The following is a 26,100-nucleotide window of genomic DNA, read 5'->3' on the forward strand; positions in this document are numbered from 1 at the left end:
GGCGGAGGCCGCCCGTATAGCCGCTGCCGCGCCAGACGTAGAAGCGCGTACGTCTGCTGCAATCGAACACAGCGCGGACGCGGTGGGCAAGTAACCGCCATTGAATGCTACGGGGGCCGCTAGTCCCCGGATGTCCTCCGCTTTTTCCAGCGGCCTAACGTGCCGCGCTTGCGCCGGGCCTGGGCACGTTGTCGTCGTCGCTTGGCGCTGTCAGCCTTTTCCCACTGCTGCGCCTCAGGTTCAGCCGCGTCTAGCTTCTGCAGTAGATGGGACACCGATAAGTGCGTGTAGCGGCTTAGCATTGACAGCGTCAGATGCCCGGTGATTCGCGATACCTCTATCTGATTCAAGCCCTTTTCGAATAACCGTGAAGTGGCCTCGTGCCGAAGATCGTGGAATCGAATGTCCAGCACGCCCGCCCGCCTAGCGGCGTAGCAGAACATTTGACTTACGGAATCGGGCCGCAGGGTAAAGACTGGGCCGGTGTCCTTGGAGGCCGCACTCCGGAGGAGTTCCACCGCCCATTTAGAGAGCGGCACAGTACGGCTGTGACCATTCTTCGTCACGGGTAAAAACACGGAGCGCTTGCGTAGGTCTACGTCCTCCCATCGCATAGCCGTAAGCTCGCCGCGGCGCATGGCTGTCGCCAAGGCAAACCTAGCGATAATGCGCAGCTCTGCGGATTCAGTGGCCGCAAGTACACGGTCTAGCTCCTCATCAGATACCCGGCGTGTTCGCCCTTTCGGTTGGGGCGGTTTGCGCGTGCGCGGAATGGGGCCGGGGAAATCAATCCCCCATTCCTCCCGCGCCAGCACATAGGCCCGATGCAAAATGGCGAGTTCCTGCGATACCGTGCCTGGCGCAACGACGCGTAGGCGCTGCGTCTTGTACTGGCTCAACGCACCAGCGGTTAGCGCGGTAATGGGCATTTGTCCGAAGTCCGCGACCAAGTGGCGAACCCTCGACCTGTCGCCCTTGCCGGACTTCTTTTGTGGCGTGACCTCTGCCAAGTAGCGCCGAATCAGGTCCCCTACGGTATACGCGTGCGGAGGAGGCGCAGCGGGTACGGCGCTCTGCGCTATGCTGCGAGAGCTCCCAGTCAGAATTTCTTCTGGTGGGCGGCCAGCTATAAGCGCGCGCTCTGCCCACTTACCCCACGCTGCAGCGTCCGCTCGCCGCTCGAACGTCTTGGATAGCTGCGGGTACCCCTTGCGCCGAATCTGACAGCGCCATTTATTTCGGAACTGCATAATGCTCGCCATCCGAACTTCTCCAAATGTGGAAAAGGCCCGGCGAGCCTAACTGCCCCGCGTATGTCGAATCGTCGCCCTCTACAGGACGCGCCAAGGGACCACGAGTGCGAATGCACTCATGGGTGCAGTGTTGCACGCTTCGCTGTGCCGTTCAACACGGTATGGGTCAGTCGAGCTTATCCGCCAGCTTCCAGGCTTGCAGGTGGACATACACCTGCAGCATGCTGGCGCTCGAATGTCCCGTGATGCTGGCGGCCTCCGCTATCGACAGCCCCTTTTCAATGAAGCGGCTTGTGGCCTCGTGTCTCAAATCGTGGAATCGTAGGTCCCTGATCGCCGCCCAAGCGCATGCACGCGGGAAGGACTGCTTCACGGCCTCATACGTCACGCTGTCGAATACCCGCCCGGACTGCTGGGGGACGCGCAGGAGTACCGTGACCGCCTTGCGCGATAGCGGAACGCCGCGTCCCTTACCCGTCTTGGACATGCGAATGTGTGCCGTCCTACGCTCTATGCTGACATCGCGCCATTGCAACGCTAGGAGTTCCCCACGGCGCATTGCCGTTTCTAACGCTAGCTCAATCATGTTCCGAAGGTATCCGCCGCGTGTGCGGTCTGCGGCGGTCAATAGCGCTTCCTCCTCGCCGGGCTGCAATCGTCGGTCGCGGTGTGGTGGATTCTTGGGTCGGCGTATCTGCTGTACGGCGTTCAGAACGATGGGGTATCCCCATTCCTTCCGGGCGGTTTCTATGACATGGCCGATGAGGTTTAGCTCTCGGTTTACGGTCGATCCCAGCACATCCCGGAGGCGGTCATCCCGCCATTGGCGCATCACGTCGCCGGTCAGGTTGGCGAGGCTGTAGGACGCCAGGGGCGATTTCAGCAGTCGCGCTATTCGCAGCTTCTCCAGGTCGCCCCCGCGCTTCAGCGGGGACACCTCAGACGCGTAGCGCTCGAATAGAGCGCGCATAAGGGTCCGGTGTAGGTTGCGGTCGTCTATGAACGTTCCGGCCTCCTGTGCGGCCTCCTGGGCCGCCACCCAGCGATCCGCTGCGGACTCGGTGCCGAAATTGCGGGAAAGGGCGGCATGGCCCTTTCGGCGGACCCTGGCCTGATAGGTTGGGCGTCCGGCGTTATCGGTGCGCTTTACTACGGTGCCCATGCGGTGCTCCTTGGTAAGAGCACCACTGTTCCGCGAGTCATTTGCGAGCCAAGGGCGGTTAGCTCAGTGGTGAGCAGAAGCGCATAAGTCCTTGCTTTTTAAGGACTTGTGCGCGCCCGGACGCCTTCACACGGCAGGGGTCACTGGTTCGAAACCAGTACCGCCCACCAAGAATCCTTAGAGAGAAAAATTGCCGGCAAATGCCGGCTTTTTTCATTTCTGCGGGCTCTTTCGTGGCCCCGTCGGGTTATTTGTCCTTTCTGGAAGCGGGCAATTGCCACCTCGCAGCTTCGGCCGGTGACGAACGCATTCGTCGCAAGGGTTTCCACCTATCATGGCTCATGTCGATATCGGCGCCGATGAGCCGTCGTCAGGATGTACCCCTTCACCGCTACCCAAAGGCAAACCACCATGGCTACTGGAACCGTCAAACTTCACCGTGTCCTGCGCGCGCCGCCCGAACGCGTGTATCGGGCTTTCCTTGAGCCCGATGCGATCGCGAAATGGATTCCCCCTTACGGTTTCACGTGCCAGGTCCATCATATGGAGGCGAGGGTCGGTGGAACCTACAAGATGTCCTTTCGCAATTTCGGCACGGGGAACAGTCATTCTTTCGGGGGCGAGTATCTGGAGTTGGTGCCCAACGAAAAGATCCGCTATTCCGACCACTTCGATGACCCAAACCTGCCCGGCAAGATGCAGGCGACGATTTCCTTGCGCCAGGTGGCTTGCGGTACGGAGCTCAATATCCTGCAGGAGGGACTGCCGGAGGTCATCCCGGTGGAGATGTGCTATCTGGGCTGGCAAGAGTCGCTGGCGCAGCTGGCCCAGCTGGTGGAGCCGGACATCAAGGAATGATGCGCGGCTGTTCAGGGGCCGAGGCGGCCGCTTGCTTCAGGAGCGTGCATTGCCAGAGCGTGCATCCGCCCGACCGTGCATTTGCCGGACCGTGCTGCTACGACGTCGACGCGTTTGCTGAGCCGTCCCGCCGCGGGGCCGCCGCGCTCCGGGGCGGCTGGCCGGCCAGGTGGCTGCGTGAGCCGTGCTCGTTCGCATACACCCAGGTAAATTCCGCGCCCAGCAGGAAGACCTGCGCGGCGTAGTACACCCAGATGAGCACGACGACCAGCGATCCCGCGGCGGCATAGGAAGAGGCGACCGACGCCTTGCCGACATACAGGCCGATCAGGAACTTGCCGATCTCGAACAAAATGGCCGTGACCACGGCGCCCGTCCATACGTCGCGCCAAGCCACGTGTGCCTTCGGCATGAAGCGATAGATCATCGCGAAAAGCACCGTCATGATGGCCAGCGCCACCACGGTGTTGATGATCTGCAGCAGGATTTCCCAGCCGGGCAGCAGCCCGGTCGCCCAGCCGCCCAGGGCGCTGATCATCGCGCTGACGATCAACGACACGATCAGCAGGAAGGCCAGCGCCAGCACTAGGCCCAGCGATAGCAGCCGCGCGCGGATCATGTTCCAGACGCCGGATTGCTTCTTGGCGTCGGGCACGTCCCAGATGCGGTCCAGCGCGCTCTGCAATTCCGAGAACACCGTGGTGGCGCCCACGATCAGCACGATCACGCTGATGATGGTGGCGGCGATGCCCTGCTTGGGTTCTTGCGCGCCCTGGACCACGCTTTCGACGGCCTTCGCGCCGTCGGGACCGACCAGCGCGTTGATTTGCTCGAACAGTTGTCCCTGCACGGCTTCCCGGCCCCAGAAGAAGCCGGCGATGGCGATGACGATGATGACCAGCGGCGCCAGGGAGAAGACGGTATAGAAGGCAATGGCGGCGCCCATGCTGGGGGCGTAGTGGTCCAGCCACGCGTTGACCGCTTTTTTTGCCAGCTCGTAGAAGCGTTTGATATGCATGGCGAACTCCCCCATTTGATCTGGGGCGCCCCGCGCAAGCGCTGTGCCGTCGCCCCAGCGTCGCGCAACGCTATGCGCTGCGCTCGTCCGCCTGGCCCAATATGCGCTGGTTGCGGTTTTCGATCACCCGCTCGGTCGTCGAGGTCGCACCGGGACCCGGTTCGAAACGCAAGTCGCGAAAGGATAGGGGGCTGCCGTCCTTGCCATGGACGGTGATCCTTTCTATTGGCTCGCCGGTTTTTCGATCCACCAGCTCGAGCGGGGGCTTGCCGTTGGGCGCGAGCCAGTCGTCCCCCCACTGCTTCAGGGCGACCAGCACGGGGTACAGCGCTTCACCTTTCCCGGTAAGCCGGTAGCCGTCGGTGTTGGCCCGGTCTTGCAAGGGGAAGCGTTCGAGGATGCCGGCTTCGATGAGCCGCTCCAGCCGGGCGGTCAGGACGTTGCGCGCGATGCCGAGCTCGCGTTGGAACTCGTCGAAGCGGGTCGTGCCCTGGGTGCATTCGCGCACGATGAGCAGGCTCCACCACTCGCCCACCTCGTCCAGGGCGCGCGCGATGGTGCAGTTCATGCCGGTAAAGCGTTTTCGGTACATGGGGTTTTTTACCACTATAAGTTTCGTCATGCAACTTTTCTGCCGAGGATAGTTGCTTCACGAAACTTCGCGGTTTATAGTCCGAGAATAGTTTCGTCACGCAACTTATTGCGTGGGACGCACCCCATCGAGGAATAGACCCATGGATCGCCGCCTTCTCGTATTGGCCTTGGGCATGTTCGCCCTGGGGACCGACAGTTTTGTCGTCGCGGGCATCCTGCCCCAGCTTTCGCGGACCTTCGGCGTGGGCATCGGCGCCGCGGGGCAGATGACCACGGTTTACGCCCTCACCTACGCGTTGCTGGCGCCGACGATCGCCGCCCTGGCGGCAGCCGTGCCGCGCAAGCGCCTGCTGCTCTCCGGCTTGGGGTTGTTCGTCGTATCGAACTTGGCCACGGCGATCGCGCCCACCTTCGGGCTTGCCTTGCTGACGCGCGCGCTGGCCGGCCTGGGGGCGGCGATGTTCTCGCCTACCGCGACCGGCGCCGGCTCGATGCTGGTGCCGGCCGAACGGCGTGGCTATGCGCTTTCCATCATCGTTGCCGGCTTGACGGCCGCCACGGCCTTGGGGTCGCCCATCGGCGCGGTGATCGGCGGCCTGGGAGACTGGCGCTGGACCATGGCCTTCGTCTCCGCCTTGGGCGCGGGGTCCTTCCTGGGTGTCTGGCTGCTGTTGCCGGAGATGCCCCTGCCGCCGGTGGTAACCCTGCGCAAGCGCCTGGCGCCGCTGGCGGACAAGCGGGTCGGCCTGACGCTGGCCACGACCCTGCTGGCGATGAGCGGGCTGTTCACCGTCTACACCTATTTTTCGGTGGTCTTCGCAAACGCCGTGGGCGGAAGCGCCGCCGTGCTGGGCGCGCTGCTGGTGGTCTGGGGCGCGGCGGGTACGTTATCCAACCTGGTGGCGGGACGGCTCATCGATACGATCGGATCGCGCAAGGTGCTGGTATCGATGCTGACCGTGCTGGTGGTGGACATCGCGCTGCTGCCTTGGACGGGATCCAATGTCTGGACGGCGGCGCTGGCCATCGCGCTGTGGGGCGGTTGTGGCTGGGGCCTGCTGGTGCCGCAGCAGCACAGGCTGGTGACGCTGGCGCCTGCCGTTGCGCCGGTGTTGCTGGGCTTGAATACGGCGGCGACCTATATCGGCGTATCGCTGGCGGGCCTGATCGGCGCGGGCTCCATTCAATTGCTGGGCGCGGGCAGTCTGGGCTACGTGGCGGCGATATTGCTGGTGTTCGCCTTGATCGCTTCCGAGTTTGCGACACGGCGCATCGCGGTGGCGGCGACGGCCGGCGCGGCGCGGCCCTCCGGCGTTCCGGCTTGACCAGGCCGCCCGGATGGCAATGCGGCCCCGCGCCCGCGACCGCTAGGCGCGCGGCCGTTCAGTCCTTGCCGGGCGGTGGATAGACGCCGCCCAGCATGTGGGTCAGCTTGCGCGCGGCTTGCATGACGGGCTTGTCGTAGTCGGCCTTGAAGCGGTCGGTGGGCATCGTCAGCGTCATCGCGCCCAGAAGCTCGCCGTCGGGATTGAATACCGGCGCCGCGATGCCGGCGATTTCCGGGATGCGGTCGCCGACGAGCACGGCGACTTGTTCGCGGCGTATGCGCGCATACAGGGCGCCCGCCGCGCCGGCATAGGCGGTGATGATGCGGCCGCCCGCGCCGCGATCCAGCGGGAGCAGGTCCCCGGGGCGGATGTGGTCCCGAACGGGGCGAGGTGAGTCCACCCGATGCAGGCAAAGGCGGCGATCCCCCTGCCGTACATGAAAGGCCGCGCTTTCCTGGGTGAGCGCGACGAGTTCGCGCAGCGCCGGCATGATGACCGATTCCAGCGAAAACGAGGCGGCGTAGACCTGGTGCAGGCGCACGATGCCGGCGTCCAATGCATAGCGGCCGTCCGGCTGGCGCCGTACCAAGTGCGCGTGCTCCAGCGAGGCGAGCAGCCGCAGCACGGTGCTTTTGTGCATTTCGGTCAGCACGGCGATCTCCGCCAGGCTGAGCAGCGGCGTGGCGGCGGAAAAGACCCCTAGTACGGATAAGGCGCGATCCACCGCCGCGACGCCGCCTTCCGCGGCATTCCGGTCTGCAAGGGAAGGAGTAGCGGACTTGCGCGGCATGGCTCTGGGAAAAGAGGGCGGGATACCCGGGCGGGGGATGCGGCGGTATGCGTGCGCCATTACCGATCGCGGCACTTGCGTGGCCCCGATGCTGGCGATCACAGGCGAAGTTCGCCCCTGGGGCGCATAGGCCGCCACATTGACATCGCGCTATCCCGCGTTCATCATAGATAGAACACCATTCTATCTAATGAAACCCATGGAGACAAGTCCGGACAACGCAGCGGCGGCCCCGGTGGAGGGCTCTCCCCATGTCGTCGTCGAGCGTCGCGAGGGCTGGGCCATCGTCCGCCTCGCGCGCGAGGCCAAGCGCAATGCCTTGGACCGCCGCACGCGCATTGCTTTGTTGCGTGCCTTCGATTCCCTGCAGGGGCAGGCCCGCTGCATCGTGCTGACCGGAACGGGCGCGAGCTTTTGCGCCGGGCTGGACCTGAAGGAGCGCGCGAACGAGCGCGCGGCCGGGCAACGCGATACCTCCGGCGATGAATGGATAGCCGTGAACCTGGCGATACGCCGGCACCCGGCGGTGTTCATCGCCGCCGTCAACGGCATGGCGCTGGGGGGCGGCATGACGCTGGTCAACTCCTGCGACCTGGCGCTGGCGGCCGAGGACGCCTGGCTGGGCTGTCCGGAGCTGGCGTCCTCGGCTTATGCCGGCGCGGCCGGGCCGACCGGCATGCTGTCGTGGCCGCGCAAGCGGGTGGCGTGGATGCTGCTGACGGCGGAACGCATCGATGCCCGCACGGCGGAGCGCTGGGGCGTCATCAACGAAGTCGTGCCGGCCGGCGCGCTGCTCGCGCGGGCCGCCGAATTGGCCAGCCGCATCGCGGGCTTCGACGTCGCGGCGCTGGAAGAAACCAAGAAGTCGCTGGACCACGTGCCCGCCCAAGTCCGCGACTGGGAAGGCGCGATGCGCTACGGACAGAGCGTGAACGAGGCGATCCGCGCGCGCCAGGGGCGGGAATAGGCGCCTTCGGGCCTGGCCATCCGAACCATCATTCCGCTGACGGGCCACGTGTACATGCCGCCCACCCAGGCCCCACCGGACATACCGATACACCGTCGCACCCATAACCATACTGACCACGAAGGAGACATCATGAACCCACAACGCCGCACCCTGCTTGCCGGCATGGCGGCCGCGCCGCTGCTGTCGCTACCTGGAATGGCGCGCGCGCAAGCCAAATATCCGTCGGGCCCGATCACCTTGATCGTGCCGTTTCCGCCAGGCGGCGGCACGGATGCATCGTCGCGCACCATAGCCCAGGCCATCACGCAGTTGACCGGCTGGAACATCGTGGTGGAAAACCGCCCCGGGGCCGGCGGCAACATCGGCCTGGGCCTGCTGTCCCACGCCAATCCCGACGGCATGACCATCGGCATGGGCCAGACTTCCAACCTGGCCATCAACCCGTCGTTGTACAAGACCATGCCCTACGACGCGCGCAAGGACTTCGCGCCCATCGCGCTGGTGTCGGGCCAGCCGATGATCCTGGTGGTGCGCCAGGGGTCGGCCTACAGCACGCTGAAAAGCCTGGTGGAAGCGGCCAAGGCCAATCCCGGCAAACTGAACATGGCCTCCGCGGGCATCGGTACCGTCGGCCATCTGGCGGGTGAAATGTTCGCCAAGCAGGCGGGCATCAAGATTTTCCATGTGCCTTATCCGGGCGCCGCGCGCGCGCTGGCGGACCTGGCAGGCGGGCAGGTGGACCTGTATTTCGGCACGCCGGCCAGCGTGCTGCCCCTGATGCAGTCGGGCAAGCTGCAGGCGGTGGCCGTGACTTCGCTGCAAAGGCTGCCGGTGGCCAAGGACGTGCCCACCATCGCCGAACTGGGCTACGCGGGATTCGAAGCGGAAGACTGGAAAGCGCTGGTCGCGCCACGCGGCACGCCGGCCGCCATTGTGGAAAGCCTTAATCGCGCAACGAACGAGGCGCTGAAGCAGTCGCTGACGCAAACCCGTTTTGCCGCCGAAGGCAGCGTGACCCTGGGCGGCAGCGTGGCGGACGCGTCCAAATTCATGGCGAGCGAGTACGAACGTTGGGGCCGCGCGGTGCACGACTCCGGAACGAAGATGGAATGAACGGGCGATAAAGCCCATACGCGCCGAATCGCGGCGGCCGAAGGCGCCGGATATCGGCGCACGGATTGCGCATAGCGCGGTGCGCGCGCAAAAACGAGGGAGGAGACCTCATGAAGCAGCCTTGGATCACCCGCCTGTTCGGCGCCTTGCTGGCGTTCTGCCTGGCCGGCGCCGCGTCGGCGGCCGACGACTACCCCAGTCATCCGATCAACATCATCGTGCCGTTCAGCGTGGGCGGCGCCACGGATCTCGTGGCGCGCCTGGAAGCGAAGGCGCTGGGGCAGGCGCTGAACACCTCCGTCGTGGTGGAAAACCGCACGGGTGGCGGCGGCGTCATCGGCTGGGGCGGGGCAGCGCGTTCCGCGCCGGACGGCTATACCCTGCTGACGCTGGAGATGTCCTACGCCATTGCGGCCAGCCTGATCAAGAGCCTGCCCTACGATCCCGACAAGGCATTCACCAACATCACCACGCTGGTGCAGGTGCCGCACGTGCTGGTGGTGCATCCCTCGGTGCCCGCCAAGACGGTGCAGGAATTCATCGCCCTGGTGAAGGCGCATCCGGACAAGTACTTCTTCGGGTCGGGCGGCGTGGGCACCAATACCCATCTGGGCGGTGAATTGTTCAACAGCCTGGCTGGCGTGAAGATGTCGCACATTCCCTTCCGCGGCGCGGGGGCGGCCCTGCAGGACCTGCTGGCAGGCCGCGTGCAGGCCATGATTACCTCCGTGCCGACCGCGTTGCCGCAGATCCGCGCGGGCAAGCTGCGCGCGTTGATGGTGGCCAGCGATCATCGCATCGAGGCACTGCCCGACGTGCCGGATGCCAAGGAAGTGGGCCTGCCCGGCATGAACATGCAGTTCTGGGTGGGCTTCGCCGCGCCGGCCGGCACGCCGCGGCCAGTCGTGGACAAGTTGAACGCGGCGATGGTGAAGTCGCTGCAAAGCCCGGACATGCGCGCGCAGCTGAAGGACCTGGCGCTGGAGCCGGTCGGCAGCACGCCGGCGCAGGCCGCCAAGCTGGTCCAGGACGAAATCGCCCGTTGGCACGCGGTAATGGAGAAGGCCGGCATCAAGCCGGAATAGCATGATTCTGAAGTACGGCGCGGCGCCCCACCGCCCCCGGCATGCGGGCCGCCGCGCCGCCGCATCGTAAAGAGGAAACACGACATGTCCAAGCCCCTGGCAGGCATACGCGTCCTGGACCTGACCAATGTGCTGGCCGGCCCGTTCTGCTGTCATCAACTGGCCCATATGGGCGCCGACGTCATCAAGGTGGAAACGCCGGGCAGCGGCGACCTGGCGCGGCAACTGGGCGCCGATCCCGAATTGAACAAGGCCCATATGGGCGTTTCCTTCCTGGCGCAGAACGCGGGCAAGCGTTCGATATCGGTGAACCTGAAGCATGCGGCCGGCAAGGAAGTCTTCCTGCGCCTGGTGCGCGGCGCCGACGTGCTGGTGGAGAACTTCCGGCCCGGTGTGATGAAGCGGCTGGGCCTGGGATTCGACGTGCTGCGCGAACACCGGCCCGACCTGGTGTACTGCGCGATCTCCGGCTTCGGCCAGGATGGGCCCCTGAAGGACTATCCCGCCTACGACCAGATCATCCAGGGCATGTCTGGCGTGATGAGCATCACCGGGGACCCAGAGACGGCGCCGTATCGCGTGGGTTATCCCATCGCCGACACCATCGGCGGCATGACGGCGGCGTTCGCGGTGGCCGCCGCGCTGGCGGAAAAACCCCGCCCGCAGGGCCGCTTCATCGATGTCTCCATGCTCGAGGCCACGATGGCGACGATGGGCTGGGCGGTGTCGAACTACCTCGTGGCCGGGCGCACACCCGGGCCCATGGGCAACGAGAACATTACCGCCAGCCCGTCGGGCACCTTCCGCACCGGAGACGGCCTGTTGAACATCGCCGCCAACAAGCAGGAACAGTACGAGGCACTGTGCCGCGTCGTGGGGCGCGAGGACCTGATCGCGCATCCCGACTACGCGGAACGCCACGCGCGGCTGCGCAACCGCTTCGCGCTGAAGGCCGAGCTGGAATCGGCGCTGGGTGCGCGCGGCGCGCAGGAATGGTGGCCCTTGCTGACCCAGGCCGGGGTGCCCTCGGGCCCGGTCTATACGGTGGAGCAGGCGCTGGCGCATCCCCAGGTGAGCGATCGCGGCATGGTGGCCACGTTCGAAGACGTGCCCGGCGTGGGACGCGATGTGCGGGTGGTGCGCACCGGCTTCAAGCTGGACGGCGCGGCGCCGTCCGTGGACCACCCGCCGCCCATGCTGGGGCAGCACAACGACGAGTTGCTGGCCCAACTGGGCTATGGCGCCGACGAAATACGGCAGTTGAAAGCGCAGGGCGCCGTATGAGCGGCCGGTGAAATGACGGAACAAGGTGCGATATGAACGAAAACGAAATCGGCGGCGAAGGGCTGGAAAGCCGCAAGTGGTGGCATACGGAAATCACGGACATGCGGCCTGGCGTGATCCGCTATCACGGCTATGCCATCGAGGACCTGATCGGCAATGTGGGCTTCGCGCAGATGGCTTGGCTGATGCTGCGCGGGGAATTGCCCACGCCCGGGCAGGGCAGATTGCTGGACGCTGCCTTGATGGCGGGCGTGGACCACGGCCCGCAAGCGCCCAGTATCGCCATCGCCCGCATGGCCGCGACCTGCGGCGTGGGGCTGAACAACGCCATGGCGTCGGCGGTCAACGTGCTGGGCGACGTGCATGGCGGGGCAGGGGAGCAGGCGGTCGGCCTGTATGAGGACGCGGCCGCGCGCATGCGCGCAGGCGCCTCGCGCGTAGCCGCGGTGCAGGGCGCGCTGGACACTTATATCGAGAACCACGGCAAGTTCGTGTCCGGGTTCGGCCATCGCTTCCATCCCATCGATCCACGCGCGCCGCGCCTGCTGGCGCTGGTGGACGAGGCCGCGCGGGCGGGCGAGGTCAGCGGCGAGTACGCGGCCATCGCGCGCGCCATCGAAGCGGAACTGGCCGCGCGCAAGGACAGGACCATCCCGATGAATATCGACGGCGCGACCGCCGTGATCTACGCGGAGCTGGGCTTCCCCGCGCCCTTGGCGCGCGGCCTGTTCTGCCTGTCGCGTTCGGTGGGCATCCTGGCGCATGCGTGGGAACAGACGCGCCAGGGCGGCCGCAACAAGGGGCCGATTCCGCGGCAGTACATTCCCGTGTACGAAGGTCATCCGCCGCGTCCGCTGCCGCCGGAAGCGGTGCGGGAAGGCCAGGGCTGACGCCGCCATGAGCAGGCGTGCGCTGTGGGCGCGACCGTATGGGAAGGCCCGCGGCACCGTTTGCATCGCAAGTGACTCCAGGAGCAGTAATGCGCATCGAACGCATAGAAGCCATACCCCTGCGGATGCCGCTGCCGCGGCCCTTGAAGGCGGCCACTGCCTTCATCACCCACCGCTGCACGGTGCTCACGCGCGTCTACACGGACCAGGGCGTGGTGGGCGAATGTTTCGGCAATAACGAGGACACCGGGCAGGCGGAAATCCTGCGCCTGATCCGCGACGAACTGGCGCCCGTGCTGGTCGGCCGCGACGCCTTCCTGGTGGAATCCTGCTGGCAGGCGATGCAGCCGGCCACGCGGGACATCCTGCGCGATCGGCGGATGGCGATACGCGCTATCGCATGCATCGACGCCGCCTTGTGGGACGCCGTGGGCAAGGCCCTGAACGTGCCGCTGCACAAGATGTGGGGCGGCTACAGCGACGACGTGGCCGCCTACGCGATGGGCGGCTATTACCGCGCGGAAGACGACCTGGGCGCGGTGGCGCGGGAAATGTCGGCCTTGCGCGACCAGGGCTTTGCCGGCTGCAAGCTGAAGGTGGGTGCCTTGTCACCGCAGGCCGATGCCGAGCGCGTGCGCGCGGCGCGCGACGGCGCCGGTCCGGGCTTCAAGCTGATGCCGGATCCCAACCAGGGTTGGAACTACGAACAGGCCCTGGCCTTCGCACGGCTGGTGGAGCCCCTGGACATCTTCTGGTTGGAAGAACCCTGCTACTGGGCCAACGACCGCCAGGACCTGGCGCGCCTGCGCCGTACGGTGCCCATTCCCATCTGCGCAGGGCAAAGCGAAATCAGCGTGGCCGGCTGCCGCGAACTGATGGCCGCCGGGGCGATCGATATCTGCAACTACGATCCCAGCTGGGGCGGCGGGCCGACGGCCTGGCGCAAGGTGGCGGCCGTGGCCCATGCCTATGGCGTGGGCGTGCTGTCCCACCTGGAGCCGCAGGTCGGCGCGATGCTGGCGGCCTCGGTGCCCAACGGCGTGGGCGTGGAAGTGATGCAGCCGGATCGCGACCCGCTGTATCACGCGCTGGTGGCCAACCGGCCCACGATCGCGAATGGGCGCTTGACCCTGCCCGACGGCCCGGGATGGGGACTGCAACTGGACCGCGACGTGGAGAAGCGGCTGATGGCCTGATCTCGCAATGCAGGGATCGTCCTTTGCCGGGACCTGCGTCCGGCCAGGGACGCGGGCTGGATAAGGAAGTGCTGGAATTGCCGGGAACCGATATGTGGAATATGAGCTTTACCCCGCCGGTCGTCATCGAAGCCCGCGCGCTGACGCGCCTGCCCGATCGCTACCGCGAACCGCGCGAGAACCCCTGGGCATCGGCGAACAAGCCGGGCCATCGCGTCGACTGCTTCCTGGAAGGTCCGGCCTTCGACCGCGACGGCAACCTGTACGTCACGGACATCCCCTATGGGCGCATCTTTCGCATCGGCCCGTCGCTGGATTGGGAACTGATTGTCGAATACGACGGCTGGCCCAACGGCATTGCGATCCACGCGGACGGATCCTTGTGGATCGCCGACTACCGCCGCGGCATCGTGCGCCTGGACCCGAAGACCGGCGCGATCGATACGCCCCTGGGGCACCGGAATTCCGAAGGCTTCAAGGGGCCCAACGACCTTACCTTCGATGCCGCGGGCAATCTGTACTTCACCGACCAGGGGCAGACGGGACTGCATGATCCCACGGGCCGCGTCTATCGCCTGGCGCCGTCCGGCAAGCTGGACCGCCTGCTGGACAACGTGCCCAGCCCCAACGGCATCGCCCTGGACCGCGAAGAGTCCTTCCTGTACACCGCCGTCACGCGCGCCAATTCTGTATGGCGCGGTCCGCTGCTGGCGGATGGATCCCTATCGAAGGTGGGCGCCTTCCGTACCTTCTTCGGCGCCAGCGGTCCGGATGGCCTGGCGGTGGATGCGGACAACCGGCTGGTGGTGGCACATGCCAGCCTGGGCGGCGCCTTCCTGGTCGAGCCCAACGGCGACGTCACGCACTTCATCCGCAGCCCCATGGGCGGAACGGTCACCAACATCGCCTATCGGCCCGGCACGTCGCGCCTGGTGATGACGGAGTCGCGCAGCGGCACCGTGCTGGAGGCGGAATTGCCCGCGGAAGGGCTGCCGTTGTTCTCGCATTCGCCCGTGCGCTAGCCTGCCATCGGCACGGGGCGGCATCAGCAAGGCGGCGCGGGATTGCCGACGCGCCGCCTCGCCCCTCACGCTTTTTCTTCCGTGGCCTTGCCCAGGAACTGCCGCAGGATGGAGTTCGATTCGCCCTTCAGGCGCTGGCGCAGCACCGGTTCGGGCGTGCCGCGCTTCAGGAACTGGCCGCTGCCGCGCTGCACGTGCAGCTTGCCGTCGCGCACGGCGATGCGTCCGCGGCTGACCACGGTTTCGGGCCAGCCGCGCACCGTGCGGCCTTCGTACGGCGTATAGCCCACCTGGTCGTGCAGCATGGCGCTGCTGACGTGAACTTCGCGATCGGGGTTCCAGATGGCGAAGTCGGCGTCCGCGCCGACCGCGATGGTGCCCTTGCGCGGATACAGGCCGTAGGTACGCGCGTGATTGGCGGACGTCACCGCGACGAAGCGCTCGATGCTCATGCGGCCCTTGAGCACGCCTTCGGAAAACAGCAGCGGCATGCGCAACTCGAGGCCCGGCACGCCGTTGGCCATGTCCTTGAAAGTGGTGTCCTGGCCCTTGGGCAGCTTGCCGCTTTCGTCGAAGCGATACGGCGCGTGGTCGGATGAATACATCTGCAGCGTGCCGTCGACCAGGCCGGCCCAGACGGCTTCCTGCGAGGCCGCATCGCGCGGCGGCGGGCTGCAGCAATACTTGGCGCCCTCCAGGCCGGGCAGGTCCAGGTCTTCCGCGCGCAGGAAGAGATACTGCGGGCAGCTCTCGGCCAGGATGGGCAGGCCCAGCGCCTGCGAGGCATGCACCACGCGCACGGCTTCCAGGCCGGCCACGTGCACGATCAGGATGGGAACGTCCATCAGCCGTGCCAGGGCCACGGCGCGATTCGTCGCCTCGCTTTCGGCCAGCGGCGTGTGCGCGACTGCATGGTACTTGGGCGCCGTCATGCCGCGATCGACCAGCTTGCGCGCGATCCAGCGGATCATGTCGTTGTTTTCGGCGTGGACCATGACCAGCGCGCCTTCGCGGTCGGCCACTTCCAGCACGTCCAGCAACTGGTAGTCGTCGATCTTCAGGCGCTCGTAGGTCATGTAGACCTTGAAGGACGTGATGCCCTCGCGGATCAGCGCCGGCAAGTCATGTTGCAGGGCATGCTCCGTGGGGTCGGACAGGATCAGGTGGAAACCGTAGTCGATGACCGCCTTTTCCGCAGCGCGGCGGTGGTAGTCGGCGACGACCTCCGGCAGGGCGTTGCCGCGATGCTGGGCCGCGAACGGGATGATGGTGGTCGTGCCGCCGAAGGCGGCCGAGACGGTCGCGCTGTAGAAGTCGTCGGCGCACATGACGCCCATGCCGGACAGCTGTTCCACATGGCAATGGCTGTCGATGCCGCCGGGCAGCACCCAATGGCCGGCGGCATCGATATCCTGGCGGCCGGGCGGCAGGCCGCGGCCCACCGCGGCGATGACGCCACCGCGCACGCCGATGTCCGCGTGGAAGGTATCGCTGGCCGTGCTGATGCGGCCATTGCGTACGGTCAGGTCGAAATCGCCGGACGAGCTCATCGGGAAGGAATCCTTGGTTGCGTCTGTTTCTCGGGAGCGCCGCAACGAATGACGGCCGCGCTGGCGACCATGCTAATGCTTTCCCCGGACGCGCCGCTTGCTTTTTTGTCGCGCGCCTATAACGCGCCGTTAAGCCGCGATCCGGTCAGGCTTCGGACGGTTCCAGGTGCCCGCCCAGGGAAGCCAAATCAAAGCGAGATAAGTCGCCAGGGCCGCCTTCAGGCTGTGCCCCGAGTGTCAAGCCAGGTTTCTGCCGGCGGGGCCGGGGGAAGGTTCCGCCGGCGCCGGGGTGAATCCCTGTGCCTTCATCGTTACGCGCAGCGTATCGACGAAATCCTGGGCCAGCCGGGACAAGGGCTCGAAGCGCGATTGCAGCAGGCTGGCGGTCAGCACCTTGGCCTGCGCGATGGGGCGGACCACGAATTCGCCGTCGGTGCGGCTGCGCACCGAGAATTCGTCGACGATGGCGATGCCGGCGCCCGCCTGCACCAGGGAACAGGCATTCTGCGGCGAGCTGACTTCCACGGCCAGGCGCCGCGGTTCGCCGGCTTCCTGGTACATCTGCTCCACCAGCGCGCCCAGCGGCGTATCGGCGCCGTAGGACACCAGCGGGTAGGGCAGCAGGTCGCGGACGGTCAGGCGCGGCAGCTGGGCCAGGGGATGGTTGTAGGGGCAGATGCAGACCAGGCGGGCCTCGCCGATGGCTTGCGCGACCAGGTTGGGATGCTGGGCCGGCTGGATGACGACGCCGATCTCGGCGCGGTTGTCCAGCAGCATCTGGGTCAGCGGCCGGAAAGCCAGCGACTGGAAGGTAACCTTCACGTCCTCGTGGGCTTTCTGGAAGGCCGCGATGGCCAGCGGAATCAGCATATGCCCGATGCTCGGGCTGGACACGATATGCAGGATGCCGGTGCGCCGTTCGGCCAGTTCGCCGGCCAGCTCGCCCACGCGGCGCACGCCGGCGTAGACATGCTCCACTTCACGGAACAGCTGCCTGGCCTCCGGCGTGGGATACAGGCGGCCCTTGATGCGTTCGAACAGGGCGAAACCCAGGCGCTGCTCGGTATGCGCCAGCAGGCGGCTGACGGCGGGTTGCGACACGAACAGCAGCTTGGCCGCGCCGCTGATCGAGCCGGTGGTCATGACGGCACGGAAAACTTCGATCTGCCTGAGATTGAGCAACATAGGACGTTCTGGGTTGAAGCGCTCGGGGCGGTGCCGCCGAGGCGGGTGTCGGGCAGCGGCGCCGGCCGCCCCGTCATAACGCGATGTTAAGCCCGAACGATAAAACGTCATGCCGGCAGGGCGCGGCGCGCTGCTAGACTCGCGGCTATCGGCCGGCCCTCCCGGGCCGATGCCCCGGCGCGCGCCGCACCGCGAGGAATGCCATGGAACGGACTCTCTACGTCATCAATCCAAATTCCACCCAGGCCGTCACCGACGCCTTCGACGCCGGACTGGCGCCGCTGCGGGTGGCGGGCGGCCCGCGCATCGAATGCCTGACCCTGCGCGAAGGCCCGCCGGGCATCCAGACGCAGATGGACGTGGAAAACGTGACATTGCCGATGGTCCGCCTGGTGCAGGACCTGGACCGCCGGCACGGCGACGCGGCGGCGGGCTACGTGATCGCCTGCTTCAGCGATCCGGGCTTGCACGCGGTACGGGAAGCGACTTCAAAACCGGTGCTGGGCATCAGCGAATGCGGCATCCTGACCGCCATGACGCTGGGCCTGCGCGTCGGCGTCATCGCCATCCTGCGCCAGTCCATTCCCCGCCATGGCCGCATGTTCGGCGCCATGGGCGTGCAGGGGCGCATCGCCGCGGAACTGCCGCTGGGCCTGGGCGTGGTCGAACTGAGCGACGCCGCGCGCACCCGCGACCGGCTGGCCGAAGTAGGGCGCGCCTTGCGCGACAGCCACCAGGCCGACGTCCTGGTGCTGGGCTGTGCCGGCATGGCTTCCTATCGCGCCTGGCTGCAGGAAGAAGTCGGCCTGCCCGTGGTCGAGCCCACCCAGGCCGCCGTCGGCATGGCGCTGGGCCGCATTTTGCTGGATTCCGCGGCGCGTTGAGCGGCGTGGGAGCGCTTCCTGGGATATCGCGCTAAGGAGTGGGCAATCCAGGCCGATCCGCGATGAAGCGGCCCGGCCGCGCGCCGGTGGCCGCGCCGTCCTGCCATGTGGCGATACCCCCCACGAAGACGTGGCGCATGCCGGTGCAGGCTTCGGTCGGGGTATCGAAGGTGGCGTTGTCGATGATGGTGTCCGGGTCGAACACCGCCAGGTCGGCATGGCAGCCGGGGGCGATGCGGCCGCGTTCGCGCAGGCCCAGGCGCATGGCGGTCAGGCCGGTCATGCGGTAGACGGCGTTCTCCAGCGGGAACAGGCCCAGCTTGCGGCCGTAATGGCCCAGCACGCGCGGGAAGGTGCCCCACAGGCGCGGATGCGGGCGGCCTTCGCTGGCCAGCCCGTCCGAACCGATCATCGTGTCCGGATACTGCAGGATGCGACGCACGTCGCCGTCATCCATGATGAAGTACACGGCGCCGGCCGGCAGCAAGGATTCGGCGGCTTCCCGGGGGCTGCAATTCCATTCGCGCGCCAGGTCCTCCAGATAGCGGCCCGCGGCTTCGGGGTGCGGCTCGGACCAGGTGATCAGGGTACGGTCGCAGATCTCCACCCGTTCCGGCCGCAGGATGGTCGAAGAGGCATCGTAGGGATAGCAGTCCAGGCAGACGGACTGCGTGCGGCCGGCATCGCCGATGCGGGCCAGCGTCTGCGCCGAGCGTCCGTGATTGTGCTTGCCCACCAGCTTGTGGTGCGAAATCACGACGGGCACGTTCAAGGCGGCGCCGATGCGCAGGCTTTCATCGATGGCCTCCATGACGCGATCGCCTTCGTCGCGCATATGGGTCGCGTATATCCCGCCCAGCCGCGTCAAGGGTTCGCAGACCGCGATGATTTCCGCCTCCGGCGCGGCGGCGGCGGGGGGATAGAAGGTGCCGGTGGATACGCCCAGCGCGCCGTCGTTCAGGGCCTGCTCCACGTCGCCGCGCATGGCGTCGATCTCGGCGGCGGTGGCCGGCCGGGTCACGTCCGCCATGCGCATGACGCGCAGGGTGGAATGGCCCACCATCGCCGCGACGTTGACCGCTGGCCGGGTGGCGTCGATGGCCTGGCGGTAGGCGGCGAAACTGCCGTAGCTGTCGCCGCGGCCCAGCAGGTTCAGCGGCGGCACCAGCGGTTCGCCGCCGCGCAGCGGCGCCAGGCTGATGCCGCAATTGCCGTTGACGACCGTCGTGACGCCCTGCGACACCTTGGGCAGCATGTCAGGCATATCCAGCACGGCGCGATCGTCATGCGCGTGGCTGTCGATGAAGCCCGGCGCGACCGCCAGCCCGGAGACATCCAGCCGCCGCGCGGCGGGTGCGGCGGCAAGGTCGCCGATGGCCGCAATGCGACCATCCCGCACGCCCACGTCGGCGCGTCGGCGCGGCGCGCCGGTGCCGTCGATGACGTCGCCGCCGTGCAATACCAGGTCGTAGGGCTGTTGCGTCTCGTCCATGCTTGCGATCCTTTCTTGGCTCGATTTTCCGATTCGGCTTTCCTGCGCGACCTTGCCCGCGCAGCGTCATGCGGCATTGTGCGCCCGGGCACCGTCGCGGGCCAATGCCTATACAGGGGCGCGACATAACCTTTTGGCATGGAAGTAAAACGCGCGGCCGCATGGGACGTCGGCAATATAGGCGTTTACCCTAATGAGCAGGTCTCTGCATAACCATCGGTTATGGGCCATGCCAGAATTGCTATTTGTACGAGGGCACGGGCAAACGGCATGATGCGCGCAAGATCCCGGGGGAGCGTCCCCGGCGCCTTCAAGCCCCAAAGGACCCACAGCATGCGTATCTTCAGCGCCGGCCTCGGCACCGAGACGAACACCTTCGCGCCCTTGCCGACCAGCCTGGCTTCGTTTCGCGGGCGCGAATATTTTCCGGCCGGCACGCATCCCGACACGCCCACCTCGCAGGGCGCGCCGCTGTGGGTGGCGCGCAAGCGCTGCGGCCCGCTGGGTTGGACGCTGAAGGAAGGCCTGGTGGCGTCCGCCCAGCCCAGCGGCATCACCACCCGCGAGGCCTATGAAACCCTGCGCGAGGAGATCCTGGCCGATCTGCGCGCCGCATTGCCGGTGGACATCGTGCTGCTGGGCCTGCATGGCGCCATGGTGGCCGACGGCTACGACGATTGCGAAGGCGACCTGCTGGCCCGCGCACGCGAGATCGTCGGGCCGGACGTGGTCATCGGCACCGAGCTGGACCCGCACGCCCACCTGAGCCCGCTGATCGTCCAGAGCGCCGACGTGGTGGTGCTGTACAAGGAATATCCGCACACCGACATCGTGCATTGCGCGGAGCAGCTTTTCGACCTCTGCGCGGCCAAGGCACAAGGGAAAACCCGCCCCGTGGCCGCGCTGGTCGACTGCCAGATGGTGGTGCCCATGCACACCTCGCGCGATCCGGCCCTGGCCTTCGTCAACAAGCTGCGGGCAATGGAAGGCAAGGACGGCGTGTTGTCGCTGTCGTTCTCCATGGGCTTCGCCACGGGCGACGTGCCGGAGATGGGCACCAAGGTCCTGGTGTACACGGACGGCGACCAAGCGCAGGCGGACCGGCTGGCGCGCCAACTGGCCGACGAGCTGATCGGCCAGCGTGAGGCCCTGATGGTGAACTACCGCACGGTGGACCAGGCCATCGACGAGGCCCTGGCCTTCGATGGCGGCCCCGTGGTGCTGGCCGACCGCGCCGACAATCCCGGCAGCGGCGCGCCGGGCGATTCCACCTACGTCCTGCGGCGCCTGCTGGAGCGCGGTATCGCCGACGCCGCGCTCGGCCCCCTGTGGGACCCGATGGCCGTGCGCATCGCCTTCGATGCGGGCGAGGGCGCCACGCTGCCCATGCGCCTGGGCGGCAAGATCGGTCCCCTGTCGGGGGATCCCGTCGATGCGTCGTGCACGGTGCGCGCCCTGCGGCGCGACATGACGATGACGGGCCTGACCGGCAGCCCGATGGCCATGGGCGATTGCGCGCTGGTGCAGGCCGGCGGCGTGGAGATCGTCCTGGTGTCCAACCGCAACCAGGCCATGAATATCGACCTGTTCACCCAGCTTGGTTGCGATCCGGCGGCACGCAAGATCGTGGCGGTGAAGTCGGCCCAGCATTTTTATGCCTCGTTTTCCAGGATCGCGAAGCATGTGATCTATGTCGGCGCGCCGGGCGTGGCCACGCCGGACTGGAAAACCCTGACCTACAAGAAAATCCGCATGCCCAAGTGGCCGTTGTAAGCCGGGCCGCAGTACGCTCGCAGCATTTTCCATTTTCGATTCCGCTCACGGAGCTGTTCCATGAAACGCCGCATACAATCCGCGCTCGCCGCCTTGTCCATGGCCGCCGCCTGCCTGGCCGGCGCTCCCGCCCAGGCCGAGGGCAAGACCTTGCGGCTGGTGCCCTACGCCGACCTGAAGGTGCTCGATCCCTTCTTCACCACGGCCTACATCACCCGTAATTTCGGCTTCATGGTGTACGACACGCTGTTCGCGCCGGACGCCAAGGGCAACCCGCAGCCGCAGATGGTGGCCAACTACAAGACGTCGCCGGATGGCAAGTCCTGGACCTTTACGCTGCGCGACGGCCTGAAGTTCAGCGACGGCAATCCGGTCAGGTCGGCCGACGTGGTGGCCTCGCTGCAGCGCTGGGAAAAGCGCGACAACATCGGCCGGGCCATGGTGGCAGCCGGCGGCAAGTGGGCCGCCGTCGACGATAAGACCTTCACGCTGACGCTGGACCAGCCCTTCGGGCCGGTGCTGGACGGCCTGGCCAAGGTGGCCAGCTATCCCGCTTTCATCATTCCCGAACGCCTGGCGAAAATGCCCGACACCTCGCCGCTGAACGAAGTGGTCGGCTCCGGCCCTTACCTGTTCAAGCGTGACGAATGGGTGCCCGGCAGCAAGCTGGTGTTCGTGCGCAACCCGGCCTACGTGGGACGCGGCGACGCGCCGTCCGGCCTGGCCGGCAACAAGACCTCGCACGTGGATCGCGTCGAATGGGCCATCCTGCCGGATTCCAACAGCGCCATCGCCGCGCTGAAGAACAATGAAGTCGACATGATCGAGGAAGTCCCGCCCGACTACATCGATGCCTTGCGCGGCGACAGCGATATCCACGTCGGCGTCACCGGCAAGTCGCAAGCCTACATCATCATGAATTTCCTGAACCCGCCGTTCGACAAGGTGCAGGCGCGCCAGGCGCTGCGCCACGCCATCGACCAGGAGAAATTCGTGACGGCCATGGGCTATCCCGCCGATATGCGCATGGCCTACTGCGCCACGTATTTCATCTGCGGCAGCCCCAACGACACCAGCGCGGGCGCCGAGCCCTATCGCAAGGTGGACATGGCGCTAGCCAAGAAGCTGCTGGCCGAATCCGGCTACAAGGGCGAGAAGATCGCCGTGCTGCTGCCCACCGACGTGGCCTACCTGAATTCCGCCACGCTGGTCGCCATCCAGGCCATGCAGGACCTGGGCATGAACCTGGACATCCAGTCCATGGACTGGGCCACCGAAACCGCGCGCCGCGCGAACAAGAACCCGGTGGACAAGGGCGGCTGGAGCATCTACCTGTCGTCGGCCGCCGACTACAGCGTGAATTCGCCGATCAACAATACCTACCTGGGCGCCGCCTGCGGCAACAGCCTGCCCGGCTGGCCCTGCGACAAGCAGCTGGATGAATTGCGCAACCAGTGGATCGCCGCGACCGACCCGGCCCAGCGCAAGACGCTGCTGGACAAGTTCCAGGAGCGCGCCTACGAGGCCATCCCCTACATCGCCGTCGGCCAGTACAACCGCGTGCATGCGGTGCGTAAATCGGTGCAGCACAGCGACCTGCTGTGGGGCTTGCCCAATGTGTGGGTATTGGACAAATAAGGCCGGCCGGCGGCCTCCGCCGGAGGCCGCGTGCGCGGCCATGGCGCCAACGTAGCAATAGAAGCCCGGAGTCTCCATGGCTTATGTCTTGCGGCGCATCCTGGCCACCCTGCCTGTCATGGCGGTGGTGGCGGTGATCGTCTTCCTGCTTATTCACCTGTCGCCGGGCGATCCGGCGGCGCTCATCGCCGGCGACCTGGCCACGGCCGAGGATATCCAGCGCCTGCATGTCGCGCTGGGACTGGACCAGCCGCTGTGGCAGCAGTTCTTCCTGTGGGCCGGCAAACTGCTGCGCGGCGACCTGGGAACCTCGCTGTTCACCCAGGTTTCCGTCACCAGCCTGCTGGCGCAGCGCCTGGAGCCCACGCTGTCGATCGCGGTGCTGACCATGGGGCTGTCCATCGCGGTGGCCATACCGCTGGGCGTGCTGGCGGCCTACAAGGCCGGCACCTGGATCGACCGCCTGGTCATGGTGTTCGCCGTGCTGGCGTTTTCCGTGCCGGTGTTCCTGGTCGGCTACCTGCTGATCTACGGCTTCGCGGTGCAGCTGCACTGGCTGCCGGTGCAGGGCTATACGCGGCTGTCCAGCGGGCTGTGGCCTTGGCTGCGCAGCCTGATCCTGCCGTGCGTGAACCTGGCGCTGGTGTATATCGCGCTGATCACGCGCATGACGCGCGCCACGGTGCTGGAAGTGCTGCACGAGGACTACATCCGGACGGCCCGCGCCAAGGGACTGGGCGTGATGCCGGTGCTGGGCCATGCGCTGCGCAATGCGGCGATCCCCATCGCCACCACGGTGGGCGTCGGGATCGCGCTGCTGATCGGCGGCGTGGTGGTGACCGAAACCGTGTTCGCCATCCCCGGCATCGGCAGGCTGGTGATCGATTCGGTCCAGCACCACGACTATCCGGTCATCCAGAGCGTGCTGCTGCTGTCGGCCGGCGCCTATGTGTTGATCAATCTGCTGATCGACCTGAGCTACCGCCTGTTCGATCCGCGCATCCGCTATTGACGCGGTACCTGGGAACCACGAGATGTCCGACACTTCCTCCGCAACGCATGCCGCCGGCACGCCGGCGCCCGCCGCGCTGGCCGGCGTCGACACGGCCAGCGCCGCCGCGGCCATCGAGGCGCCGCCTTCGCTGCGCTGGCGCTGGCTGCGCAAGCATCCGACCCTGATCCTGGGCATCGTGCTGCTGCTGGCCATCGCGGCGCTGTCCCTGGCCGCGCCCTGGATCGCCACGCACAATCCCACCGCCATCAATCCGCTGCAGCGCCTGAAGCCGCCGTCGGCCCAGCATTGGTTCGGCACCGATGCACTGGGCCGCGACGTGTTCAGCCGCGCGGTGTGGGGGGGCCGCGTCTCACTCATCGTGGCGATATCCGTGGCCGCGTTGGCGACGGTGCTGGGCGTGGCGCTGGGCCTGATGGCCGGCTTCGTGCGCTGGGCCGACTCCATCATCATGCGCATCATGGACGGCATGATGGCCATCCCGGACATCCTGTTGGCCATCGCGCTGATGGCGGTGATCCGCGCCAGCCTGTCGACCGTCATCCTGGCCATCACCATTCCGCAAGTGCCGCGCGTGGTGCGCCTGGTGCGCTCGCTGGCGCTGACGCTGCGCGAGCAGCTGTTCGTCGAGGCCGCGCATGCCATCGGCACGCGCCTGCCGGTGATCCTGGTGCGCCATGTCCTGCCCAATATCGTGACGCCGCTGATCGTGCAGGCCACCTTCATCGCCGCCACCGCCGTGCTGACCGAAGCCGTGCTGTCCTTCCTGGGCGTGGGCGTGCCGGCGCAGGTGCCCAGCTGGGGCAATATGATGGCCGAAGGCCGCAACTTCGTGGCGGTGGCGTTCACCGTCATCCTGTATCCGGGCACGCTGCTGGCGCTGACCGTGCTATCCATCAACCTGATGGGCGACGGCCTGCGCGATGCGCTGGACCCGCGCCTGGCGAACCAACTGTAAGGGGTGGGTGCGACATGACCGAACACCCGTCGTCCGCGCCGGTCCTGCTGGACGTGGACAATCTGTCGACCTGGTTCGATACCGTGGCCGGCACCGTGAAATCCGTCAACGGCGTCTCCTACCAGGTGCGCGCCGGCCAGACGCTGGGCGTGGTGGGCGAATCCGGCTGCGGCAAGAGCGTGACCGCGCTGTCCATCATGCGCCTGCTGTCCATGCCGCCGGCGCGCTTCGCCGGCGGCGAGGTGCGCTACCGCGGCACCAACCTGCTGGCGCTCAGCGAAAAGCAGATGCGTGCCATCCGGGGCAACCGTATCTCCATGATTTTCCAGGAGCCGATGACCTCGCTCAATCCCGTGCTGACGGTGGGCCGGCAGATCGCCGAAACCGTCATGCTGCACCAGAAGGTGGGCCGCCGGGAGGCCATGGCGCGCGCCACGGAAATGCTGCGCCTGGTGCAGATCGCCGAACCGGAACGGCGCGTCAACGAATATCCCCACCAGCTGTCGGGCGGCATGCGTCAACGCGTGATGATCGCGTTGGCCTTGTCCTGCAATCCGGAGGTGCTGATCGCCGACGAGCCGACCACCGCGCTGGACGTCACCATCCAGGCGCAGATACTGGAGCTGCTGCGCGGCCTGCAGCAGAAGCTGGGGATGGGCATCGTGATGATTACCCATGACCTGGGCGTGGTGGCGGAATGCTGCCAGCGCGTGGTGGTGATGTATGCCGGCCGCAAGGTGGAAGAGGCTTCCGTGGTGGATCTTTTCGATCGGCCTTTGCATCCGTATACGCGGGCGTTGATGGCATCCATGCCGTCGATGAACACCGCCGAGCGCCTGACCGAGATCCCCGGCATGGTGCCGCCGCCCACGCAACTGGGCATAGGCTGCAGCTTCGCGCCGCGCTGCCCCTACGCCACCGAGCGCTGCCGGCGCGAAACGCCCGCGCTGCGCGCCCTGGGCGACGATCATGTGGTGGCCTGTTTCGAGGCCGAGCGGGTAGCTGCCACGGCGGCGGAAGGAGCAGCGGTATGAACGGAGCATCC

At 66.7% G+C, this 26,100-nt stretch carries 23 protein-coding genes and 1 tRNA gene; 16 read left to right on the forward strand and 8 right to left on the reverse strand.

Translation table 11 applies throughout. From position 1 onward, the window contains the following. Positions 1-119: 119 nt before the first annotated feature. Together AKI39_RS03590 and AKI39_RS03595 are read right to left on the reverse strand one after the other, a co-directional pair. Positions 120-929, reverse strand: coding sequence for a site-specific integrase (locus tag AKI39_RS03590; RefSeq protein ID WP_158515147.1), 810 nt, complete (start codon positions 927-929; stop codon positions 120-122). 490 nt (positions 930-1,419) lie between these two features. Then, the gene (locus AKI39_RS03595; RefSeq protein WP_066632450.1) at positions 1,420-2,415 is read right to left on the reverse strand and encodes an integrase; all 996 of its coding nucleotides are present in this window, start codon (positions 2,413-2,415) and stop codon (positions 1,420-1,422) included. A 52-nt stretch (positions 2,416-2,467) separates the two neighbouring features. Here AKI39_RS03595 and AKI39_RS25675 point away from each other — a divergent pair. Further along, positions 2,468-2,585 (forward strand) — tRNA-Lys (locus AKI39_RS25675). A gap of 241 nt (positions 2,586-2,826) precedes the next feature. Further along, entirely contained in the window at positions 2,827-3,273 is a 447-nt protein-coding gene (locus AKI39_RS03600; RefSeq protein WP_066632451.1) for an SRPBCC family protein, read from the forward strand. A 97-nt stretch (positions 3,274-3,370) separates the two neighbouring features. On the opposite strand, the gene AKI39_RS03605 is transcribed toward AKI39_RS03600, so the two are convergent. Beyond that, positions 3,371-4,291, reverse strand: a complete 921-nt coding sequence (locus AKI39_RS03605; RefSeq protein ID WP_066632452.1) for a YihY/virulence factor BrkB family protein — start codon at positions 4,289-4,291, stop codon at positions 3,371-3,373. 70 nt (positions 4,292-4,361) lie between these two features. Next, positions 4,362-4,913, reverse strand: coding sequence for a winged helix-turn-helix transcriptional regulator (locus tag AKI39_RS03610; RefSeq protein ID WP_338012418.1), 552 nt, complete (start codon positions 4,911-4,913; stop codon positions 4,362-4,364). Positions 4,914-5,025: 112 nt separating this feature from the next. On the opposite strand from AKI39_RS03610, the gene AKI39_RS03615 reads away from it, so the two are divergent. After that, positions 5,026-6,210, forward strand: a complete 1,185-nt coding sequence (locus AKI39_RS03615) for an MFS transporter (protein WP_066632456.1) — start codon at positions 5,026-5,028, stop codon at positions 6,208-6,210. A gap of 58 nt (positions 6,211-6,268) precedes the next feature. On the opposite strand, the gene AKI39_RS03620 is transcribed toward AKI39_RS03615, so the two are convergent. Next, positions 6,269-7,003 (reverse strand): IclR family transcriptional regulator, encoded by a 735-nt coding sequence (locus tag AKI39_RS03620; protein WP_066632458.1) that lies wholly within the window; start codon positions 7,001-7,003, stop codon positions 6,269-6,271. 199 nt (positions 7,004-7,202) lie between these two features. Between AKI39_RS03620 and AKI39_RS03625 the strand changes: the two genes are divergently transcribed. The 7 genes from AKI39_RS03625 (at position 7,203) to AKI39_RS03655 (ending at position 14,563) form a co-directional block, all read left to right on the forward strand. Beyond that, complete coding sequence (locus AKI39_RS03625; protein WP_066632460.1) at positions 7,203-7,970, forward strand: enoyl-CoA hydratase/isomerase family protein; 768 nt, start codon at positions 7,203-7,205, stop codon at positions 7,968-7,970. Positions 7,971-8,102: 132 nt separating this feature from the next. After that, the gene (locus AKI39_RS03630; protein WP_201258546.1) at positions 8,103-9,086 is read left to right on the forward strand and encodes a Bug family tripartite tricarboxylate transporter substrate binding protein; all 984 of its coding nucleotides are present in this window, start codon (positions 8,103-8,105) and stop codon (positions 9,084-9,086) included. Positions 9,087-9,196: 110 nt separating this feature from the next. Further along, positions 9,197-10,171: a Bug family tripartite tricarboxylate transporter substrate binding protein gene (locus AKI39_RS03635; RefSeq protein WP_066632463.1), complete on the forward strand. Its 975-nt coding sequence runs from the start codon at positions 9,197-9,199 to the stop codon at positions 10,169-10,171. A gap of 84 nt (positions 10,172-10,255) precedes the next feature. Further along, positions 10,256-11,455, forward strand: a complete 1,200-nt coding sequence (locus AKI39_RS03640; protein WP_066632465.1) for a CaiB/BaiF CoA transferase family protein — start codon at positions 10,256-10,258, stop codon at positions 11,453-11,455. Positions 11,456-11,487: 32 nt separating this feature from the next. Further along, the gene (locus AKI39_RS03645) at positions 11,488-12,345 is read left to right on the forward strand and encodes a citryl-CoA lyase (RefSeq protein WP_066632467.1); all 858 of its coding nucleotides are present in this window, start codon (positions 11,488-11,490) and stop codon (positions 12,343-12,345) included. 89 nt (positions 12,346-12,434) lie between these two features. Continuing rightward, the gene (locus AKI39_RS03650; RefSeq protein WP_066632468.1) at positions 12,435-13,541 is read left to right on the forward strand and encodes a mandelate racemase/muconate lactonizing enzyme family protein; all 1,107 of its coding nucleotides are present in this window, start codon (positions 12,435-12,437) and stop codon (positions 13,539-13,541) included. A gap of 92 nt (positions 13,542-13,633) precedes the next feature. Then, complete coding sequence (locus AKI39_RS03655) at positions 13,634-14,563, forward strand: SMP-30/gluconolactonase/LRE family protein (RefSeq protein ID WP_145925394.1); 930 nt, start codon at positions 13,634-13,636, stop codon at positions 14,561-14,563. Between the two features lie 65 nt (positions 14,564-14,628). On the opposite strand, the gene hydA is transcribed toward AKI39_RS03655, so the two are convergent. Both hydA and AKI39_RS03665 read right to left on the reverse strand, forming a co-directional pair. Further along, positions 14,629-16,113: a dihydropyrimidinase gene (hydA, locus tag AKI39_RS03660; protein WP_066632469.1), complete on the reverse strand. Its 1,485-nt coding sequence runs from the start codon at positions 16,111-16,113 to the stop codon at positions 14,629-14,631. A 237-nt stretch (positions 16,114-16,350) separates the two neighbouring features. Beyond that, positions 16,351-17,298: a LysR substrate-binding domain-containing protein gene (locus tag AKI39_RS03665; RefSeq protein ID WP_066632470.1), complete on the reverse strand. Its 948-nt coding sequence runs from the start codon at positions 17,296-17,298 to the stop codon at positions 16,351-16,353. Positions 17,299-17,501: 203 nt separating this feature from the next. On the opposite strand from AKI39_RS03665, the gene AKI39_RS03670 reads away from it, so the two are divergent. Beyond that, a complete protein-coding gene (locus tag AKI39_RS03670) occupies positions 17,502-18,182 on the forward strand; it encodes an aspartate/glutamate racemase family protein (protein ID WP_066632471.1) in 681 nt (226 codons plus the stop codon). A 31-nt stretch (positions 18,183-18,213) separates the two neighbouring features. Here AKI39_RS03670 and AKI39_RS03675 read toward each other — a convergent pair whose 3' ends face one another. Beyond that, entirely contained in the window at positions 18,214-19,674 is a 1,461-nt protein-coding gene (locus AKI39_RS03675; RefSeq protein WP_066632472.1) for an N-acyl-D-amino-acid deacylase family protein, read from the reverse strand. Between the two features lie 333 nt (positions 19,675-20,007). On the opposite strand from AKI39_RS03675, the gene AKI39_RS03680 reads away from it, so the two are divergent. From AKI39_RS03680 to AKI39_RS03700, 5 genes are all read left to right on the forward strand, one after another. Next, positions 20,008-21,447, forward strand: a complete 1,440-nt coding sequence (locus AKI39_RS03680; protein ID WP_066632474.1) for a M81 family metallopeptidase — start codon at positions 20,008-20,010, stop codon at positions 21,445-21,447. A 60-nt stretch (positions 21,448-21,507) separates the two neighbouring features. After that, positions 21,508-23,085: an ABC transporter substrate-binding protein gene (locus AKI39_RS03685; RefSeq protein WP_066632475.1), complete on the forward strand. Its 1,578-nt coding sequence runs from the start codon at positions 21,508-21,510 to the stop codon at positions 23,083-23,085. Positions 23,086-23,161: 76 nt separating this feature from the next. Further along, entirely contained in the window at positions 23,162-24,097 is a 936-nt protein-coding gene (locus AKI39_RS03690; RefSeq protein WP_066632476.1) for an ABC transporter permease, read from the forward strand. 22 nt (positions 24,098-24,119) lie between these two features. After that, entirely contained in the window at positions 24,120-25,055 is a 936-nt protein-coding gene (locus AKI39_RS03695) for an ABC transporter permease (RefSeq protein WP_083228605.1), read from the forward strand. 14 nt (positions 25,056-25,069) lie between these two features. Continuing rightward, on the forward strand, positions 25,070-26,089 hold the full coding sequence (locus AKI39_RS03700) for an ABC transporter ATP-binding protein (RefSeq protein WP_066632477.1): 1,020 nt from the start codon (positions 25,070-25,072) through the stop codon (positions 26,087-26,089). Positions 26,090-26,100: the final 11 nt, after the last annotated feature.

This window comes from Bordetella sp. H567 (genome assembly GCF_001704295.1).
Taxonomy (GTDB): Bacteria; Pseudomonadota; Gammaproteobacteria; order Burkholderiales; family Burkholderiaceae_B; genus Bordetella_C.

Excerpts from the sequence above, each read along its gene's own strand:
- AKI39_RS03600 (WP_066632451.1), top strand. The coding sequence starts at position 2,827 with ATGGCTACTGGAACCGTCAAACTTCACCGTGTCCTGCGCGCGCCGCCC.
- AKI39_RS03610 (WP_338012418.1), bottom strand. The coding sequence starts at position 4,913 with ATGACGAAACTTATAGTGGTAAAAAACCCCATGTACCGAAAACGCTTT.
- AKI39_RS03605 (WP_066632452.1), bottom strand. The coding sequence starts at position 4,291 with ATGCATATCAAACGCTTCTACGAGCTGGCAAAAAAAGCGGTCAACGCG.
- AKI39_RS03670 (WP_066632471.1), top strand. The coding sequence starts at position 17,502 with ATGGAACGGACTCTCTACGTCATCAATCCAAATTCCACCCAGGCCGTC.
- AKI39_RS03630 (WP_201258546.1), top strand. The coding sequence starts at position 8,103 with ATGAACCCACAACGCCGCACCCTGCTTGCCGGCATGGCGGCCGCGCCG.
- AKI39_RS03635 (WP_066632463.1), top strand. The coding sequence starts at position 9,197 with ATGAAGCAGCCTTGGATCACCCGCCTGTTCGGCGCCTTGCTGGCGTTC.
- AKI39_RS03650 (WP_066632468.1), top strand. The coding sequence starts at position 12,435 with ATGCGCATCGAACGCATAGAAGCCATACCCCTGCGGATGCCGCTGCCG.
- AKI39_RS03675 (WP_066632472.1), bottom strand. The coding sequence starts at position 19,674 with ATGGACGAGACGCAACAGCCCTACGACCTGGTATTGCACGGCGGCGAC.
- AKI39_RS03590 (WP_158515147.1), bottom strand. The coding sequence starts at position 929 with ATGCCCATTACCGCGCTAACCGCTGGTGCGTTGAGCCAGTACAAGACG.
- AKI39_RS03655 (WP_145925394.1), top strand. The coding sequence starts at position 13,634 with ATGTGGAATATGAGCTTTACCCCGCCGGTCGTCATCGAAGCCCGCGCG.
- AKI39_RS03625 (WP_066632460.1), top strand. The coding sequence starts at position 7,203 with ATGGAGACAAGTCCGGACAACGCAGCGGCGGCCCCGGTGGAGGGCTCT.
- AKI39_RS03700 (WP_066632477.1), top strand. The coding sequence starts at position 25,070 with ATGACCGAACACCCGTCGTCCGCGCCGGTCCTGCTGGACGTGGACAAT.
- hydA (WP_066632469.1), bottom strand. The coding sequence starts at position 16,113 with ATGAGCTCGTCCGGCGATTTCGACCTGACCGTACGCAATGGCCGCATC.
- AKI39_RS03615 (WP_066632456.1), top strand. The coding sequence starts at position 5,026 with ATGGATCGCCGCCTTCTCGTATTGGCCTTGGGCATGTTCGCCCTGGGG.
- AKI39_RS03645 (WP_066632467.1), top strand. The coding sequence starts at position 11,488 with ATGAACGAAAACGAAATCGGCGGCGAAGGGCTGGAAAGCCGCAAGTGG.
- AKI39_RS03685 (WP_066632475.1), top strand. The coding sequence starts at position 21,508 with ATGAAACGCCGCATACAATCCGCGCTCGCCGCCTTGTCCATGGCCGCC.
- AKI39_RS03595 (WP_066632450.1), bottom strand. The coding sequence starts at position 2,415 with ATGGGCACCGTAGTAAAGCGCACCGATAACGCCGGACGCCCAACCTAT.
- AKI39_RS03680 (WP_066632474.1), top strand. The coding sequence starts at position 20,008 with ATGCGTATCTTCAGCGCCGGCCTCGGCACCGAGACGAACACCTTCGCG.
- AKI39_RS03690 (WP_066632476.1), top strand. The coding sequence starts at position 23,162 with ATGGCTTATGTCTTGCGGCGCATCCTGGCCACCCTGCCTGTCATGGCG.
- AKI39_RS03665 (WP_066632470.1), bottom strand. The coding sequence starts at position 17,298 with ATGTTGCTCAATCTCAGGCAGATCGAAGTTTTCCGTGCCGTCATGACC.
- AKI39_RS03620 (WP_066632458.1), bottom strand. The coding sequence starts at position 7,003 with ATGCCGCGCAAGTCCGCTACTCCTTCCCTTGCAGACCGGAATGCCGCG.
- AKI39_RS03695 (WP_083228605.1), top strand. The coding sequence starts at position 24,120 with ATGTCCGACACTTCCTCCGCAACGCATGCCGCCGGCACGCCGGCGCCC.
- AKI39_RS03640 (WP_066632465.1), top strand. The coding sequence starts at position 10,256 with ATGTCCAAGCCCCTGGCAGGCATACGCGTCCTGGACCTGACCAATGTG.